This window comes from Pseudomonas allokribbensis (assembly GCF_014863605.1).
Lineage (GTDB): Bacteria > Pseudomonadota > Gammaproteobacteria > Pseudomonadales > Pseudomonadaceae > Aquipseudomonas > Aquipseudomonas allokribbensis.
The window spans coordinates 329850-346487 of the sequence record NZ_CP062252.1 but is presented as its reverse complement, the minus strand read 5'-3'; the positions used below and the strand labels follow the sequence as shown (position 1 = coordinate 346487).

Annotated in this window: 18 protein-coding genes and 1 pseudogene; 3 read left to right on the top strand and 16 right to left on the bottom strand. The window is 56.1% G+C overall.

Going from position 1 to position 16638, the window contains the following annotated elements:
* Nucleotides 1–227 precede the first annotated feature (227 nt).
* The 5 genes and pseudogenes from IF199_RS01515 to IF199_RS01495 all read right to left on the bottom strand — a co-directional run bounded on the left by IF199_RS01515 (nucleotide 228) and on the right by IF199_RS01495 (nucleotide 3797).
* Nucleotides 228–1040, bottom strand: a complete 813-nt coding sequence (locus IF199_RS01515) for a hypothetical protein (protein WP_192559514.1) — start codon at nucleotides 1038–1040, stop codon at nucleotides 228–230.
* 50 nt (nucleotides 1041–1090) lie between these two features.
* Nucleotides 1091–1633 (bottom strand): hypothetical protein, encoded by a 543-nt coding sequence (locus IF199_RS01510; protein ID WP_192559513.1) that lies wholly within the window; start codon nucleotides 1631–1633, stop codon nucleotides 1091–1093.
* A gap of 43 nt (nucleotides 1634–1676) precedes the next feature.
* Complete coding sequence (locus IF199_RS01505; RefSeq protein WP_192559512.1) at nucleotides 1677–2282, bottom strand: hypothetical protein; 606 nt, start codon at nucleotides 2280–2282, stop codon at nucleotides 1677–1679.
* Nucleotides 2279–2605, bottom strand: a pseudogene (locus IF199_RS30520) (hypothetical protein); the annotation flags it as partial. The gene IF199_RS01505 and the pseudogene IF199_RS30520, both read right to left, overlap by 4 nt.
* A gap of 766 nt (nucleotides 2606–3371) precedes the next feature.
* Nucleotides 3372–3797, bottom strand: coding sequence for a type II toxin-antitoxin system HicB family antitoxin (locus IF199_RS01495; RefSeq protein ID WP_192559511.1), 426 nt, complete (start codon nucleotides 3795–3797; stop codon nucleotides 3372–3374).
* A gap of 203 nt (nucleotides 3798–4000) precedes the next feature.
* On the opposite strand from IF199_RS01495, the gene IF199_RS01490 reads away from it, so the two are divergent.
* A complete protein-coding gene (locus IF199_RS01490; RefSeq protein WP_192559510.1) occupies nucleotides 4001–4825 on the top strand; it encodes a 2OG-Fe(II) oxygenase in 825 nt (274 codons plus the stop codon).
* A 188-nt stretch (nucleotides 4826–5013) separates the two neighbouring features.
* Here IF199_RS01490 and IF199_RS01485 read toward each other — a convergent pair whose 3' ends face one another.
* The 3 genes from IF199_RS01485 to IF199_RS01475 are packed head-to-tail and all read right to left on the bottom strand — an operon-like array spanning nucleotide 5014 to nucleotide 6617.
* The gene (locus IF199_RS01485) at nucleotides 5014–5724 is read right to left on the bottom strand and encodes an SDR family NAD(P)-dependent oxidoreductase (protein ID WP_192559509.1); all 711 of its coding nucleotides are present in this window, start codon (nucleotides 5722–5724) and stop codon (nucleotides 5014–5016) included.
* 33 nt (nucleotides 5725–5757) lie between these two features.
* Nucleotides 5758–6402 carry a DsbA family oxidoreductase gene (locus IF199_RS01480; protein WP_192559508.1) on the bottom strand — a complete coding sequence of 215 codons (645 nt, stop codon included), beginning with the start codon at nucleotides 6400–6402 and terminating at the stop codon, nucleotides 5758–5760.
* Nucleotides 6399–6617: a tautomerase family protein gene (locus IF199_RS01475; RefSeq protein WP_007952610.1), complete on the bottom strand. Its 219-nt coding sequence runs from the start codon at nucleotides 6615–6617 to the stop codon at nucleotides 6399–6401. The genes IF199_RS01480 and IF199_RS01475 overlap by 4 nt, the downstream gene beginning before the upstream one ends.
* A 479-nt stretch (nucleotides 6618–7096) precedes the next feature.
* Here IF199_RS01475 and IF199_RS01470 point away from each other — a divergent pair, with 479 nt between their 5' ends.
* On the top strand, nucleotides 7097–8023 hold the full coding sequence (locus tag IF199_RS01470; protein ID WP_085712740.1) for a LysR family transcriptional regulator: 927 nt from the start codon (nucleotides 7097–7099) through the stop codon (nucleotides 8021–8023).
* Here the strand turns inward: IF199_RS01470 and IF199_RS01465 are convergent.
* The 6 genes from IF199_RS01465 to IF199_RS01440 all read right to left on the bottom strand — a co-directional run bounded on the left by IF199_RS01465 (nucleotide 7940) and on the right by IF199_RS01440 (nucleotide 12638).
* Nucleotides 7940–8257 carry an AzlD domain-containing protein gene (locus tag IF199_RS01465; RefSeq protein ID WP_007909127.1) on the bottom strand — a complete coding sequence of 106 codons (318 nt, stop codon included), beginning with the start codon at nucleotides 8255–8257 and terminating at the stop codon, nucleotides 7940–7942. The two genes, IF199_RS01470 and IF199_RS01465, sit on opposite strands and share 84 nt — an antisense overlap.
* A complete protein-coding gene (locus tag IF199_RS01460; protein ID WP_192559507.1) occupies nucleotides 8236–8952 on the bottom strand; it encodes an AzlC family ABC transporter permease in 717 nt (238 codons plus the stop codon). Before IF199_RS01460 ends, IF199_RS01465 begins: the two co-directional genes overlap by 22 nt.
* Nucleotides 8949–9326 carry a GNAT family N-acetyltransferase gene (locus tag IF199_RS01455; RefSeq protein ID WP_096821986.1) on the bottom strand — a complete coding sequence of 126 codons (378 nt, stop codon included), beginning with the start codon at nucleotides 9324–9326 and terminating at the stop codon, nucleotides 8949–8951. The genes IF199_RS01460 and IF199_RS01455 overlap by 4 nt, the downstream gene beginning before the upstream one ends.
* 79 nt (nucleotides 9327–9405) lie before the next feature.
* On the bottom strand, nucleotides 9406–10152 hold the full coding sequence (locus IF199_RS01450) for a 2OG-Fe dioxygenase family protein (protein WP_096821932.1): 747 nt from the start codon (nucleotides 10150–10152) through the stop codon (nucleotides 9406–9408).
* A gap of 232 nt (nucleotides 10153–10384) precedes the next feature.
* Nucleotides 10385–11671, bottom strand: coding sequence for an OprD family porin (locus IF199_RS01445; protein WP_096821931.1), 1287 nt, complete (start codon nucleotides 11669–11671; stop codon nucleotides 10385–10387).
* 298 nt (nucleotides 11672–11969) lie between these two features.
* On the bottom strand, nucleotides 11970–12638 hold the full coding sequence (locus tag IF199_RS01440; RefSeq protein ID WP_192559506.1) for a DsbA family protein: 669 nt from the start codon (nucleotides 12636–12638) through the stop codon (nucleotides 11970–11972).
* Nucleotides 12639–12892: 254 nt separating this feature from the next.
* On the opposite strand from IF199_RS01440, the gene IF199_RS01435 reads away from it, so the two are divergent.
* Nucleotides 12893–14980 carry a TonB-dependent receptor gene (locus tag IF199_RS01435; protein ID WP_192559505.1) on the top strand — a complete coding sequence of 696 codons (2088 nt, stop codon included), beginning with the start codon at nucleotides 12893–12895 and terminating at the stop codon, nucleotides 14978–14980.
* A 64-nt stretch (nucleotides 14981–15044) separates the two neighbouring features.
* Here the strand turns inward: IF199_RS01435 and IF199_RS01430 are convergent, their stop codons facing one another.
* Both IF199_RS01430 and aguA read right to left on the bottom strand, forming a co-directional pair.
* Nucleotides 15045–15257 (bottom strand): hypothetical protein, encoded by a 213-nt coding sequence (locus IF199_RS01430; RefSeq protein WP_065257771.1) that lies wholly within the window; start codon nucleotides 15255–15257, stop codon nucleotides 15045–15047.
* A 245-nt stretch (nucleotides 15258–15502) separates the two neighbouring features.
* Nucleotides 15503–16609, bottom strand: a complete 1107-nt coding sequence (gene aguA, locus IF199_RS01425; RefSeq protein ID WP_192559504.1) for an agmatine deiminase — start codon at nucleotides 16607–16609, stop codon at nucleotides 15503–15505.
* Nucleotides 16610–16638 lie beyond the last annotated feature (29 nt).

Here is a 16638-nt window from a genome sequence, read left to right as displayed (position 1 = left end):
AAAAGCGACTATTTTAGTAGCAACAAGGCCAAGATAATCCCGCCTTGTTGCTTTTGTTATTTAGTTGGCCAACCCTGTGAGATTAATTTTACCGCTGGCGAACGGTCGAACCGCTGCGGCCTGCGCGAAACGAATCAGACCTCCCAAAAAAGTCTTTCGCTAATGACCGGCAACAAGCTTTACCACCGATTCTACGTAGAACTCATCTGCAATAAATAGTTAGCCCGTTACCACAGTAATTTGTCCACGATACGTGGTATTCCGGTCGTCCCACGCGTAGAGTCTAGTGCCAAAAAATCCCACAGATTTTGATTATGGTTGTTACTTAGCCAAATCTCATAAATATGCTGATTTATACCTATAGCCGCAACGAATCTTGCAGAGTCCCAATTTGTGCGTCCGGCTCCCCGCGGACTTGGATTTGGTATGCCACGAGGCAAAGTGCCATTCCATTGATCCCACGTGCGCAAACCGAGTGGAGGTAAATATGTAGATCGGGATATGTGAAAATACGAGAGCCCAGAGTGTCTCCCATCAATCATCGGGGCCAAATCTGGAAACAAGCAATGTAATGTCTTGCTTGCAGCAACAAAACCGCCGCTCAAGGTCACTGAGCCCGGTGCGGCCAAAACGTTAAAGAGCTCTTGCAACTCCAGTGATAAATTAGAATGCGTCGAGGAGTTGATAATGGTGCAAGGCGATGTTGGCAATGGAAGTGAGAAATTTTGTATCCAGTTTAGGATTCCAGCAGGAAGTCCATTTAGAACCCCATGTAGCACCGGAAGAGCGACGAGAACCGAGCGTTGTGCGCTCATACCAAAGGCGGTCAATAGATTATGAATTTCCGCAGCGGCGTTCCCATTTTTAATCCAGTTTGCGAGGCTTCCATGGGTAGCAATCCCTTGTGTTCTGCCAACAATAAAGCTTTCATATGTAATATTGTAATTAGCAGTACGTGAGTTTGGTATGTTGTACGCCGCGATCATCGCTGGAAGCATCGCCGGCAGCGCCGCCAATTGCGTATTCACTGGTATAGGCATTTATTTCACCAAATAAAACATTTTATATTTAATGACTAACTATGAATAGATTACCAGAGGCATAACGCCTGACGGTTTGTGGCTAATTTTTTGAAGTCAGCACAAGCAGTCTTTTTATTGACTGCCTCAGCGAAACAGCGCCATGCAGTAAAATAAGCTACGTTTGCAATAGGAATCTGAGTTGTCAATCGCATTCCGTTACCGCGAATGGTCACCGATCGCTTGGTACGGTAGGCATCTACAGCACGTTGATACTGTACATTAGTCAATATCGCAGCCATAAAAGTTCGTTCCCTCTGGAAGTCTGCGACTACTCGGATATAGTTCCTATTACCTTCAGGGTCGCACGAGCGGAGCTCGACTATGGAGCCAGTCACCGTTATATTATGTTCCCCACGGAAGTACTCCTTAATAAAGGCGACATAGTCCCTTAATCGTGTAATCTTATCTTCGGCAATCCAACCGGCAGCAGAGGTCCGTATAGAGGCTCCTGTTTCTAGAGAAAACTCAATGGTATCCATACCAGGCCCTAAAATCATCTTCGGCAAGTCTTCCAACAGTTCCACATCAAGCAGTGAAATGGCGTCCGCCATTGACTCTTCGGTGTATAAAGACTGTGTATCGCTGAGTACTCGATCATTCAATAGCCGAAAATAATGACGAACAAACTTTATTCGAGTCAATCACCTCATACCCGAACAAATCGGCTTGCCGGAGCGTTGTTCTTGGCACCTCGATGTTAGCAATGAAACTACCGACTTTTGTTTGAAGTAAAAGGCATTCGTTTGCGAAAGTACTGGCTGTTACTCGATTATAGTTATGATCCCCACCCAGCTTAAATTTGACGCTTTCATATAACCCTGCTCCCATATGAGTCAAAAATTCCCCAAACGCCAAAAGCGGCATCGCACCCCAGCGAGTAGACGAATCCACGAATCGTGATGAGATACGAGCAGGACTTGAATCTGCATTTGAAACGGCGCTCTCAACCATTTCGCCGAAGCGACTGTAACCATACAAATCCAATAGAGAGTCAGCAGCGGCCTGCAAAAGACTATCTACACCAGGCTTGAATGAGTCATCGGGTAGCGCGATGGAGTACTTCCCCTCGATCCCAAGGGCAGCCGGCGGATAAAAAAAACGAAGTCCCTTGGTTTGACGCCCTTCTACCCATCCTGAGGCGGTGAGAAAAGTCTGGAGCTTTTCGGCGAGGATAGACAGGTCTTCAGATCTATGACTCATACCTCTATCCCCAGCTGCTCGTAGCAAGATCGGACGAAACCGAGCCCAAGACGATTGGCCTTCGGAATCGAAATCCTAATTTGGTGCGCGTTCTCGGTCTCATTAACCCCCTCATCTGGTAGGTACCAGTATGCACTTCCAGCAACTGACAATTGGAACTCGTCTATGGCTATACAGTCCGGTGGGGCTGAATCGAACACTACAAGAATTAGGTGCATGGTTAAAAACTGAGGACGTCTGGCGACGAGATCATTATAGGTCTTGGATTCGAGATCAAACCTGATCTGATCGCCATCGTCCGTGACTCCAGCAGATGTGGTTGCCTTGAGCTGAAAATCTGGCTTGTAGGGGAGTCAAGGTAACGCATCCCTCCTTGGGGAGTGTGTCGCACTGAACAGGGCAGACAACCATGTCCACTCCATGGTCAAGCGAGGGCTCCGTAACCTTATATCCGTGCCCGTTAGCGAGGATTCGAAGAAATTCCTTCGAGATCGCTTCCTTGATCTGAGCCTCCGTCATATGCCCGCCGTGCCTTTTTTTGACGGCATAACGTATGAAAATACTGAGTGTTAGTCATGAAAGGCATAAGGCCACCACTACTCCAAGTGACGTTCGGCACTCGAACAAGTGTAGCGACACGTCCTTCATTAGCGAGGAAGGCGGTCACCCAGAGATTTGGCCCTCTCGGGGCAGAAGCCCCCCCCTCATGGGAAGCCGGTGAAGCCTCAGACGCCATAGCAGTTGGAAAACTTGACTCACATAGCCGACGTTGAACGAATTGCGTACAAATTGTACAAGTGTCCCGATAGCTGCTGAATCCGGATTCGATTCCACTTAAGGCCACAACTAGCTGATGTATTTATAGTTACTGGTTGGGGTACGCCGAGTTTTCCACCAAAATCCATGCGCCCGGAAAACCTAGCCTCCCCGAAACATACCGTTCGTCTGGTGCCGGCACCATACAAAACGAAGCCCCTGCAGAAATGCAGGGGCTTCGTTGTTTCTGGGGTTTGGTTTTCCGCCCCAAATGAAAAAGCCCCCGACAGTTTTCGCTGTCGGGGGCTTTTCTCCATCATTCGGTTGTTGAACCTACGCGGCCTCAACGGAAAGCAAAATCCACCGCCCAAGCTGCTGCAACGCACGCTCGACACTCTCGATCTTGGAGTGATGAAGGAAATCGACTAACCGATCTACCTGAGGCCGTTGCACACCCAAACGGCGTGCCAACTCCGCTTTGCTCATTCCAGACTCCAGAAGCGTATTCCACAGCGCAACCTTCGCGGCAGTCAACGCAGGCAGACGCAAAACAGCGTCACCGTCCTGTTCCTCCGCATCACCTGTCGGAATCAACCGCCGATCATCAACGTAGATTGAGAAGGCTGTTTCCATAACCTCAATGGCGCCATCGAGCACTTCCTCTAGGGTGTCGCCAGCGGCGTGCATCTCTGGAATTTCTGCGCAGGACAACCAGGCACTGCCCGGCTCTTCGTGGATTTCCAACGCATATTCGAACATCACGCTTCCTCTCATTGAAAAATGGGGACAGATTTATTTCCAGTGAGCTTCCCTCCCACGCTCAACATTACCCCTCCGTATCAGATGAGCGTGCTAAAAATAGATCTGTCACCATTCCCAAAATAACTGCTTCCGTTTGAATACGACGATCCGTTTCGGGGAGAATGTTGGTCGCTCAAATGCCACCAGGCCAAGGATCTCAAATGGAAGTCACACAAATCGCTGCGCTTATCGTCAATCGGCTTGACGAAATGGGCACTGACATTCAGAGACAGTGGAACAATCCCGAGGGCACCCACACTCGCCACTTCTTCGTTGACGACCTGCTCACGGACGAAATGGCCGAGGCGATTTATGAGGCGTTCCCGCGTAATGCTGATGGGTTCTTTGACCGCCAGTCGTTCCGGGAGAAGAAAAAGACGCTGACCAATCTCTCCGACTATCCGCAGATCCTGAGCGCCGTGACCTACGCAATGCAGCACGAATCTGTTGTGGCCAAGGTTGCACAACTGGTCGGGATGGACGATGTCGTGCCGGACCCAAGCCTGTACGCCGGCGGTCTGTCGATGATGTTCCAAGGCGACTTTCTGAACCCTCACATCGACAACAGCCACGATGGCACGCGCAACCTGTACCGCCGCCTGAATCTGCTCTATTACGTGTCGCCCGACTGGGTGCTTGAAAATGGCGGCAACTTTGAGCTGTGGGATCCGAAGGTCAAGCAGCAGAAAACGATCGTGTCCAAGTGCAATCGCCTGGTGGTGATGGAAACCAACAAATACTCCTGGCACTCCGTGAGCGGTGTTCGCGCCGAAATGCCTCGGTGCTGTGTTTCCAACTATTACTTCTCGGCAACTTCGCCGGATGATCACGAATACTTTCACGTAACGTCGTTCAGTGGCCGCCCGGAAGAAACGGGTCGTCGCCTGCTGGGTATTGTGGACAACAGCCTTCGTAATGTGGTCTCGAAAGCGCTGCGAGTGGGACGAGGAACGAAGCTGATCAACAAAAAAGATCAAAATGATTGAGCCGAATTTCAACGATCCATTCGGTATCAGATTGATTCTGCAATCCTGGTTTCATTGACAGGCTAAAAGCAAAACAAGCCCCTTTGCGGCTTGAACCTATCGTTCACAATTTTGTATGGATGCAGCTGACCGAAGCCTCGGCCAGCCGCATCAGGTCAATCAACTGCGCCCGATCGACACACCAACGGTCAGTGCCCGGCGCTCTGCCCGCCATCCACATGCAGAATCTCACCGGTCACAAACGCCGCGTTATCCAGATACACCACGGCCTGCGCGATATCGTCGACCTCGCCCATGTGCCCAACCGGGTGCAGAGCCCCCAGTGCCGCGTGGGTTTCCTCGCCATGCATCGGCGTCTTGATGATGCCAGGCGACACCGCGTTCACCCGGATCCCGCGTTTGGCGTATTCGATGGCCAGGGATTTGGTGGCGGCGTTTAGGCCGCCCTTGGTCAGTGAGGCGAGAACCGAGGGCACGCCGTCGACCGCGTGGTCGGTCAGGCTGGTGGTGATGTTGACCACGTGGCCCTTGCCCTGTTTTTCCATTTCGGCAATGGCCAGTTGGGTGATGTAGAAGAAGCCGTTTAGGTTGACCGACAGCACTGCGGCGTAGTCTTCCGGGGTGTAGGCGGTGAACGGTTTGGCGACGAAGATGCCGGCGTTGTTGACCAGGGTGTCGATGCAGCCAAAGCGTGCCACGCCTTCGCTGATCACGCGTTGAGCGGTGACCGGGTCGCCGATATCGCCGGCGATGGTCAGGATCTGCGGGTCGTTCGACGGTTTGATCGAGCGCGAGGTGGCGACGATGTTGTAGCCCAGTTCACGGAAGGCCTTGACCATGCCTTCGCCCAGACCTTGGGAGGCGCCAGTGATGACGACGGTTTTTTTCGAATGGCTCATGATGAAATCCTCAATCAATAAGTAAGTGTTGAATCAGGCCGCAGCCAGTTGTTTCAGCATTTGTTCGTAGTACTCGACCGATTGCGAACCAGACACCAGGTGCTTGCCGTTCAGGATCAGCGCGGGCACCGAATTGATCCCGTGCTGCCGGTAGAACGCCTGCAGTTGCCGCACTTCGCTGGCGAATTCGTCGTTGGTCAGCACCTTGCGGGCCCTCGCTGCATCCAGTCCTGCTTCGCTCGCCAGACGTATTAGTGTCGGGTGGTCGTTCGGGTTGTCGCCGTCGCGGAAATAAGCCCGCAGCAGGATCTTCTTCAGCGCAATCTGCCGCCCTTCCTGCGCCGCCCACATCAGCAATCGATGGGCATCGAAGGTGTTGTGGAAGTGCGTACGTTTCTCCAAGTCGAACTTGAAACCGATGGCCTTGCCGCGTTCGATCTGCATCTTCTTGCCGGCAGCAACGTCTTCGGCGGTGCGGCCGTATTTGCGCATCAAGTGCTGCACCGCCGGTTCGCCTTCAGCGGGCATGTCCGGGTTCAGTTCGAAGGGTTTGTAGGTCAGCTCCACCGAAACCTCGCCGGCCAGATTGCCGATCGCCTGCTCCAGCGCTGTCGCCCCGAGCGCGCACCAGGGGCACACCACGTCGGAGATGAAATCGATGGTCACAGTCGGGGTCATGACTGGCCCCGTTCCGCCAGTTGTCGGCGGTATTCGGTGGTGGTGATACCGGCGTAGCCCCAGTTATCGGTGTCGACTTCTTCGATCACGATGTGGGTCAGGTCCGGGCGTTTGTTGAGGACGCGTTCCAGGGTTTCCGTGATTTCGGCGATCACCTGAGCTTTCTGCTCACGGGTAACACCGTCGCGGGTGATGCGTACGCTGACAAATGGCATGACGATTACTCCAGTGACCTGGCCTCGGGATGATGGTCAGGTGTTGGAGCTCAATTTAGGCGTGTGCCGGGAGGGGAAAAAGTAGGGGTGGGGTACTTCATTTGTGAGGTGGTGTAATGAATAACTTGTCACAACCAGGCCTGAATTTGAGCAAAAGACCGCGTCCGATATCAGCTCATTCGCAGTGATCTCTGAGACCTATCCGTAAAATTTGCGGGCGAAAGCCCCCATTCGTGTCAGTCGTTTCCCTTTGAAAAACCCCGGAAACGCACCCAAACCGTGCACTTTTTTTGACCCCAATCACCCCAGCGTCACCAAAAACCCCGATCCTGTGTCAGCCTCCAGCCATCGGCAGGGACATCAATTCGCTACTAATTGCGCGACAACTATGCTCAGGTGCAGGAATATAGCCGGCAAATGGAGCCGTTCAGGCCGTCACGTACACAACAATACCCAGCCCACTTCAGAGGGCATTACCCATGGATAGCAGAACCTTACGCAACCTCATGCGCATCGTGCAGACCGGCTCGTTGTCGGCCGCAGCCGAGCATTCGTGCCTGACTGTGCAGGCCCTGGCCGCACAGTTGAACAAGGTCGAAGAACAGTTCGGTTTCCGCTTGTTTCGCCGTTCCAACAAAGGGCTGACGCTGACGCCGCAAGGCACGGAGCTGACGCCCTATATGGACAGAGTGCTGATTGCCACGCGGCAGATGGAAGAGAAAGTCGAAGCATTGAAGGTGCCGGGACAGCGCACGTTGAAAGTGGCGTTGAACACCACGCTGGACCCGGACTTCAACCGACGATTGATCGGACGCCTGATCGACGTGTTTCCCGACTACCAGATGGAATTCAGCTACGCCGAGTCGATGGAAAACCTCAGCAAGCTGAAGAACGAGGACTTCGACCTCGCGGTGTTGATCGGCCCGCAGCGTCCGGGTTTGCCGAGCATTGTCCTGCCTGAAGTGCAGGTGCAAGTGGTCGGCGCGCATTGCGGTCAGGAAAACGATCCGCTGACGTTGCTCGGCAACAAGTTTCAGGTGCGTCCGGCAGAGGATTGTCCGTATTCCCACAGCTTTTTGCGTTTTCTCGACGCCGGGCTGGGTAATCACGAGAACAGTCAGCGGACGATTTATTCCTGTAGCGAAACGCTGACCCTGTCGCTCATCACGCAGATGGACGCGGTCGGCATGGTCTCCCGCGAGGCCGCACAGAAGAACGGTCTGACGATTTTCCCCGGGTTCGAGGATTTCCTCGAAGTGCGCCTGGCGGTGAACAACCCGGATCTGTCCGGCCAGGCGTTGAACGATGTGGTCGATTTGCCGCTACATGAACGAGCCGAGCGCAATGTACGCAGCCGTCCCAACCGCCACACTGAGAAAGAGGTTTTTGCTGAAATACGCACATAACAGCGTCGGAATCGCTGCATAGAATTCCGGGCGATCGAGCTGTATGTGCTGATCCTTGATCAACAAGGGAGTCAGGCTGATCGCAGCGACGATCGCCACCGGCAGGTATTCCAGCGCCCGGGCGATGAAGGGCGGCCAGTGCTCGGTGTTGACCTGCAACGGCAAGGCACGCGGCAGGAAGGTCACGGCCATCATCAGCGCGACCACCAGAATCAGGAACGTTTGGTCAGGCATACACCCACTCCGCAGCCCACAAACGTGGCGATGAAAACGTTGAATGGCGAGCTGCCGACCAGGCTCAGTGCGCCCATGCAGACCACAGCGGCCAGTGCGGCGATGAGTTTGTTGCGGGTGTTGCACAGCGAGACCAGCACGTAGAGCATCATCGCGGTCAGCGCATAGTCGAGCTGGTATTTGATCAGATGCGACGCGTACTGCGCGCACAGGGCGCCGAGCAATCCGCCGATCACCCAGGAGGTGTGGCAGAACAGGTTGAAGCCGATCAGATAACGGATGTTCACCGGCACCCCGGTGCCGAGCTTGACGCTGTGGAAGGCGAACGATTCATCGGTCAGGCCACCGGCGTAGCACCAACGCTCCATGCGGCTCAGGCCCAGCGCCCGCAGGGCCTTCGCCATGTACACCGACATCAGCATGTGCCGCGCATTGATCAGAAACGTGGTCAGCACGATGGTGGTCAGTGACGCCCCGCTGCTGATCAGCGCCAGCGCCGCGAATTGCGAAGCCCCGGCATACACGAACAGACACATGGCCACCGGCAGCCACAGCGGCAGCCCGGCGTTGACCGCCATCAGCCCGAACACGAACGACACGGTGAAATAACCGGCCACCACCGGGCTGGCTTCGGCAAAAGTGCGCGACGGCTGACGGTCGACCATCAGCGGCGCACTGCCGGATGTTTCATTCATAGATCCCTCTCAAATGTCCGCTCGCCGTGTGGTTCGCAAAAACCCTGGGCAGTCCAGAAACGCTTGCCCGCGAGGTTAGCATCATCGACGAACAGGAACATCCGCAGCACACCGACTCGTTTCATGTCGGCCGACGCCGCTTCCACCAGCCGCTGGCCGACGCCCTGGCTGCGATAGCGCGCGCTGACCGCCAGATGGTTGATCGTGCCGCGACTGCCCAGCATGCCGCCCAGCACCGCGCCGACGATCTCGCCTTCGACATCGAAGGCCAGATACGCCGTGGTGGTCTTCTGGATCAGCACGCCGCGCAGGCATTTGGCGTCCTGCCATTCGCAGAACGACACTTCGTCGAACTGGCGGAAGAAGCGCTCCATGCGCTGCGCATCCTTGGCCGTCGCGCGCCGCAGCACCACCGGCGTCGAGCATTCGACGCCGTCAATTTGAGTGATCTGATTAGCGAACAATGTCGAAAGCGGTCCCGGGCCGCGAGAAGGAAATCGCCAGAATCTGCCGGTACGCCATGGCATGGGAGTGGGTATTGCGTGCCGGTGTCACGTAGTGGCGCATGTCGCGGTCGAGGAAGTAAGTGGTGTCGAGGATTTCCAGGTAAGTGGTCGACGCCAGTTGCTGCTCGTGAATGTCGTACAGACGGCTTTCGGCGCCCTCGACATTGTTGCGGCCCCAGAAGTGCACACCGCTGAACGGGTAACCGTCGCAATGAATGCCTTCCGGCGTGATTTCCAGTTGTTTGCCGGGTTTGATCTCGATGCGGATCTGATGGATCTGGCATTGCCAGATTTCATCGTGCAGCTCTTCCGGCAACACGCTTTTGTACACTTCGAAATCGGTGTCGATCAGGCTGCGCATCACCGGCGAACTGATGACTTCATCAGAGAAGTCCTGGAAGTGCCGTACAACGCCGCCCACGTAAGCATTGTTTTCCTTGGACTGCACGTACGCGCGATGTTCCAGTTGCTTCAGTTCGCGTGTCTTGGGGTTGTACTCAAAGTCGCTGTAACGACGGTAACGCATGCCGGCTTCGGCCTGACCGTAGTAACTGTCAGGCTCCATGTTTTCCCAACTTTTGGTCAGTCTGACGAAGTCGGCGAAATGACCGTAGAGATTGAAGTCAGCACCCTGCACATTGGCGTACTTGTCACGCCGTAGCGATTCGCCCACTTCTCTGGTTAAAACGATCATTACCAAATTCTCCGCTGCATTGAGCGGCCTAATCTATTAGGTGGAGAATTTGCGTCCATGAGAAAGAATTTCAGGCATTTAAAGCCCTGTTTGAAACGCGATTTGAAACGCCTTCAAAGTGCGTTTCAAATGACAAAAACACGGGTTTTTATGCTTTTTTTTCAAAAAACGTCAAAAAAAAACCCCGAACCAGTCGGGGTTTTTTATGGCGTTTCGCAGCCTTAACCGATCATCAGAAGATGTTGATCGGGTAATCCACGAACACACGCAGCTCGTTGCCGCTGACGTTGTATTCGCTGGATTTCTGCGAAACACGCAGGATCGAGCTGCGCAGTTTCACGCTCAGGTCTTTGGCCGGGCCACTTTGCACGACGTACTTGAACTGGTTGAAGATTTCGCGCTCGGTGCCGCCTTCGCTGGTGGACGTGGTGATGTTGTCGCCACGCACATAAGCGAAGTTGTAGCTCAGACCCGGTACGCCGAATGCGCCGAAGTCCAGGCCGTAGCCCAACTGCCAGCTGCGCTCGTCTTCAGCGTTGAAGTCCGACCAGTAGGAGTTGGCCAGGTAGATGGTGTTGCCACCGTCACCCACGCGACCCTGACCTTTCTGGTAGCCGCCATAGGCGTAACCCAGGTTGCTGTCGCCGGTGGAACGCTGGTGCGCCACGGTGAACGAGTGCGGGCCGGTAGCGAAGGTCGCTGCCAGGCTCCAGATCTTGTTGTCGTCGCCGGTCACACCGTTTTCGCGGACATAGGAGTTGTCCAGCTTGGTGCGGTAACCGTTGAAGTCCAGGGTCAGGGACTGATCCTTGTCGATCGGGAACACGTAGTTGGCGTTCACGTATTGCTTCTTCAGCACGTCTTCGACGTCGGAAGCGTACAGCGCAGCCTTGAACTGTTCAGTGAACTGGTAGCTACCGCCCAACACGTTGATCGACTTCAGACCACCGCTGTCACGGCCTTCAGCGCTTTTGCGCGATTCGGCAGTGAAACGACCGGCATCCAGTTGCAGACCTTTGATCTCTTTGGAAGTGATCAAGGTACCGGTGTAGCTTTCCGGCAGCAGACGCGAGTTGTCGTAGTTCAGCACCGGCAGGGCCGGCATCTGGTCACCGTAAGTCAGGGTGGTGTTGGACAGGCGGAATTTCACCGCTGCGCCGCCCTTGGACAGGTCATTGGCCGGGTGGCCGCTATCGCCCTTCTTGAAGAAGTCGATACCTTGGGCGCCGCTGCGATCTTCGCTGCGCTCCAGGTTCAGGGCGTACAGACCGAATGCGTCCACACCGACACCGACGGTGCCCTGGGTGAAACCGGACGAGAACGTACCGATGGCCGCCTGGCCCCACTCGGATTTGTCCTTGTTGCCGTCTTTATAGTCACGATTGATATAGGCATTGCGCAGCAGCACTTTGAGGCTGCTGTCTTCAACAAAACCCTTGGACTCTGCCTGGTCGTTAGCCATGGCCTGAGTGGCGCTCAACATCCCCAATGCGATCAGACTGATCCGCTTGTTCAACATTTTGTTTTCCTTATTACGGGTTGAAACGCGCTGTGTCGAACGGCTGAAACGGCGCTAATGCACTCTTTTTTCACCCCGAAACAAAAAGGCCCGCCCACGACAAAGTCGTGGCGGGCCTTCTTATTATTTTTGAGTCATGGCGGTTGGCCACAGGCGTTGGGCCGAATCGTAGCCGCGCCCTGAACAATGTGTCAATTTCAAGAATCGTCTTTAAATAGGCAAAAATCGTCTAAAAAAAGTAAATTTTTCGATGGCTGCGTGCAGGGAAACGCCTGTAATCAGGGATTTTGATGCCGTCTCACGCGCAACCGTCGAGGCCGCAAACCGGCAAGGTTTGCGCCGATGGTGCCGACGGAATCGACTCGCTCAACCACTGTGCAAAGGCCTGCGGTTTGCCGAGCCACGGGCCGATATCGATCAGGGTGAACTGCCCGTCCTGTTCCAGCGCAAAGGTCGGAAAGCCTTGGCCACCGAGTTTCGCCAACAATGCGCGGCTGTTCTTTATGTGTTGATCGGTGTCAGTCGCTTTGAGGGTTTTGAGGAACGTATCCGCCTCGTAGCCCATCTCTGCCGCGCACTCCACGAGCACGGCTTCATCGGCAATACGCCGGCCTTCTACATAGTGTGCGGTTTGCAAACGGCCAAGCAGTTCCAGGCCACGCTCATCGATGCTTTCTGCTGCCATGACAGCAGCAATCGGTGGCGCGGAATCAAAAACCGCCGTGTGATCGCGCAACAGACCTTCGAAATAGGCTTCGCCAAACGGCTGTCCGGTGTATTCGGCGATGCGTCGGTCGTGAGGCATCACGTAATTGCGCAGTTGCGGTGAAACACTCTGGCGGTTGGCACCGGTCATCATACCGCCCGCGTGGGCGATCACCGGCAGCACTTGTTGTGCGGCTTGTACCAACGGTTTGGCGCCATAGCACCAGCCGCACAGAGGGTCGTAGATGTAGTGAAGGATCATCTGAAAACTCCGGAAATCGATGGCGGCCACGTTAGTCCCTCGGCCGTTGCAGAAAAACGCCGGAATGGCTTTCAGTCTGTTTCGGCAATCGGTCGAATGCGCTTGTTGTGAGTCCCGTGACAGTCTTGAAACAGACACGAAACAAATTGACACAATCAAACCACGGAACTTTTCCGGAATAATTAACGGAAGCAAATGCAAAGCATTACCATTCGCGCACTCGAATTCTTCCACCCTTCCGGATGCGCTTTTCAATGCCTGCCCCGTTCCGTCTCACGCCCGTCACGCTTGGGCTTTCTGCCTTTTTGTCCTCCGGTTTCGCTTACTCCGCGACCGAACTTCCCACCACTTCGATCAGTGCTGAAGCGCAGGCCGACGACCCGCGCGTAAAGGTCAGCAACACCGCAACCCGCACGTCCACCCCCGTGCGTTACGTGCCGCAGGCGATCGATTCGATCAAGACCGCCAACGTTGCGGATTACGGCGTCAATGACATCGAAGATGCCCTGAGCGGGATTCCCAACGTCAGCGGCGGAGGCGACACGCGCTTCGACAGCCTGCGCATCCGTGGTTTCGACGCCAGCAACGACTTCTATCTGGACGGCATCCGCGACGACAGCCAGTACAAGCGCGATCTGCACAACATCGAACGCGTCGAAGTGCTCAAGGGCCCCGCCGCCGTGCTGTACGGCCGTGGCAGCCAGGGCGGGATCGTCAACCGGGTGAGCAAGGCGCCCGAGGCCGGCCGCCGCTCGACCATTGAGGCCCAGGGCGGCAGCGAAGATCTGCGCAGCCTGTACGCCGACCTCAGCGCCGACCCGAGCGAAAACATCAGCCTGCGCCTGAACATGGGCAACATGGACGAGAACAGCTTCCGCGACGGCGTGAGCGGCAACCGCAAACTGTTCGCGCCGTCGATGAGCTGGCAGCTTACCCCTGACCTGAACTGGCTGGTGCAATACGAATACAGCCGCTACAACCGCACGCCGGATCGCGGCATTCCCGGGGTCGGTGGACGTCCGGCGGATGTCGGCCGGGACACGACCTACGGCAACGATCACGATTTCATCGACGACAAGACGCAGTCCCTGCGCTCGAAACTGAGCTATGAAATCAACGACAACTGGCAACTGCGCCACACGCTCGGTGTGTTCAAGCTCGACAGCGATTTCGACAACACCTACCTCACCGGCTTCGATGCGAAGACCAACAAGGTCACCCGCCAGCACTGGCAACAGGACCTGACCACCCGCAACGTGTTCAACAACGTCGAACTGGAAGGCGGCTTCGATACCTTCGGCCTCGAACATCGACTGCTGACCGGAATCGAAACCGGCAGCCAGCGCCGCGACCCGACCCTGTACAACGCGGCCACCGGCCGTGGCACCCAACCGGTGCCGTCGCTGGATCTGTACAACCCGGATCGCAGCCAGCGCCACACCGGGCGCATGCAGGTGTCGAGCAGCAGCCACACCGAAGTCGAAAGCCGCGCGATCTATGTTCAGGATCAACTGCGCCTGAACGATGAATGGCAACTGCTGGCCGGTCTGCGCTACGACACTTTCGATATCGAGTCGACCAACAAACTGCGCAACATCTCCGAGGACCGCGACAGCCACAGCACCAGCCCGCGTTTCGGCGTGGTCTGGACGCCGCTGCAGAATCACTCGTTCTACGCTTCATGGACCAAGACGTTTTCGCCGGTTGGCGGCGGTCTGATCGGTATCACCCCCGGCGCGGCCGGCAACACCAACGACCTGAGCCCGGAGCTGACCAAGCAAAAGGAAATCGGCGTCAAGAGCGACTGGCTCGACGATCGCCTGAGCACCACCCTCGCCGTCTACGAGCTGGAACTCTACAACCGCCGCACCACCGACCCGGTCGATCCGACGCTGACCGTGATGAGCGGTTTGCAGCGCTCGCGCGGGATCGAACTGACCGGTACTGGCAAGATCGTCGGCAACTGGTACGTGCGCGGTGGCGTTGGTGTGCAGGACGCGACCATCGAGAAGGACAACAACGGCCTGGAAGGCAAACGCGTCAACAACGTCGCCAAGCACAACGGCAGCCTGTTCCTGACCTGGAAACCGGAGATGGGCTGGTACGGCGAAACCGGTCTGACCCTGGTCGGTCAGCGTTACGCCGACAACACCAACACCACCGTGTTGCCGGGCTACGGTCGCTGGGACGCCCTGGTCGGCTACCGCCACAAGGACTGGGACTTGCGCGCAGCGCTGAACAACATCACCGACCGCGAGTATTACTCGTCGGCCACCAGCGCCTTCCAGATCCAGCCAGGCGCACCACGCAGCCTGGTCATGACCGGCACCTACAGCTTCTGATTCACGCCCATAAAAAAAGCGCTGCCATCCCGGCAGCGCTTTTTACAATCCTTGTTTGTTCTTCTTATCCTTCCATCACATCCCACAATGCGTCCAGTTCGGCCTCGCTGAACAGGCCAGCGGGGTAACGCTCGATCATCATCCGGCGCGGATCAGGTTCCCTGATCTGACGCGTTCCATTGGATTTCAACCAGTGCGCGACAATCTGGAGCGACTCACTATTTACAGCCATGGGATGCAACGTCCGCTCGCTGATTACGTTCACTTCGGCGTTCATTTCAGCGCTCTCTCCCCGTTCGTGAGCGGCTACGTTATCCAAGGTTTATGACAGAACTGTTGAAGTTCTCCCCCCTCCCTAGTGCGTCATGAGCGATACAAGAGCTATGCCAACGTAGTGAAATTGTCGACCAGCGGACATAAAGAAACCCGCAGTCCTGACGGGCTGCGGGTTTCTCTTCAAGCGTGGGCAACAAATGACTGCCCGGTCGATTTTTCAATCAACTCAAGCTGTTACATCCGCACTCACTCTTTGTGCGGCGCGGGTTGCTGTTGGGTAAGGCAGTGAATGTTGCCGCCACCCAGTAACAGTTCACGACCCGGCACCATCACCACTTCGTGTTGCGGGAACAGGTTCTGCAGGATTTCGCGGGCCGGGGCGTCCATTGGATCGTCGAAACTCGGTGCGATGATGCCGCCGTTGACGATCAGGAAGTTCACGTAGGAACCGGCCAGACGCACGCTCGGGTTGCGCTCCTGAGTGCCGTCCACCGGGTCCACGCCCGCGCACTCTTCTTCGGTGGCAAACAGCGGCCCCGGAATCGGCATCTTGTGCACCGTGAACGGGCGGCCCTTGGCGTCGGTGCTGCTTTCCAGCACTTTCATCGCAGCCTGGCAGCGCGGGTAGTTCGGATCCTGCGGATCGTCGGTCCACGCCAGCAGCACTTCGCCCGGACGCACGTAGCAGCAGAAGTTATCCACATGGCCGTCGGTTTCGTCGTTGAACAGGCCATCCGGCAGCCAGATGATCTTGTCCACCGACAGGTTTTCGCTGAGCACCGCTTCGATTTCGTCGCGGCCCAGGTGCGGGTTGCGATTGCGGTTGAGCAGGCATTCTTCGGTGGTGATCAGGGTGCCTTCGCCGTCGACGTGAATCGAGCCGCCTTCAAGCACGAAACCTTCAGTGCGGTAGCGTGGTCTGCGTTCGATCTCGAGGATCTTGCCGCCAACCTGAGAATCACGGTTCCACGGCGAATACAGGCCGCCGTCAAAGCCGCCCCAGGCGTTGAAGTCCCAGTTCACACCGCGCACTTCGCCGCTGTTGTTGATCACGAAGGTCGGGCCGCTGTCGCGGACCCAGGCGTCATCGCTGGACATCTCGACCACACGGATATTCGGTACATCGAGGCGAGCGCGAGCGTTTTCGTACTGGCCGGCGGACACCGCCACGGTCACCGGTTCGAAACGCGCGATGGCCTTGGCCACGGCGGCGTGAGCGGCCTGCGCGGGCTTGCCGCCCAGACGCCAGTTGTCCGGACGCTCGGGCCAGATCATCCAGGTCTGGGTTTGCGGCGCCCATTCGGCCGGCATGTGGAAGCCATCGGCGCGTGGGGTACTTTTCAAGGTGGTCATGTCGATCAGGACTCCAGGGAACGGTCGAG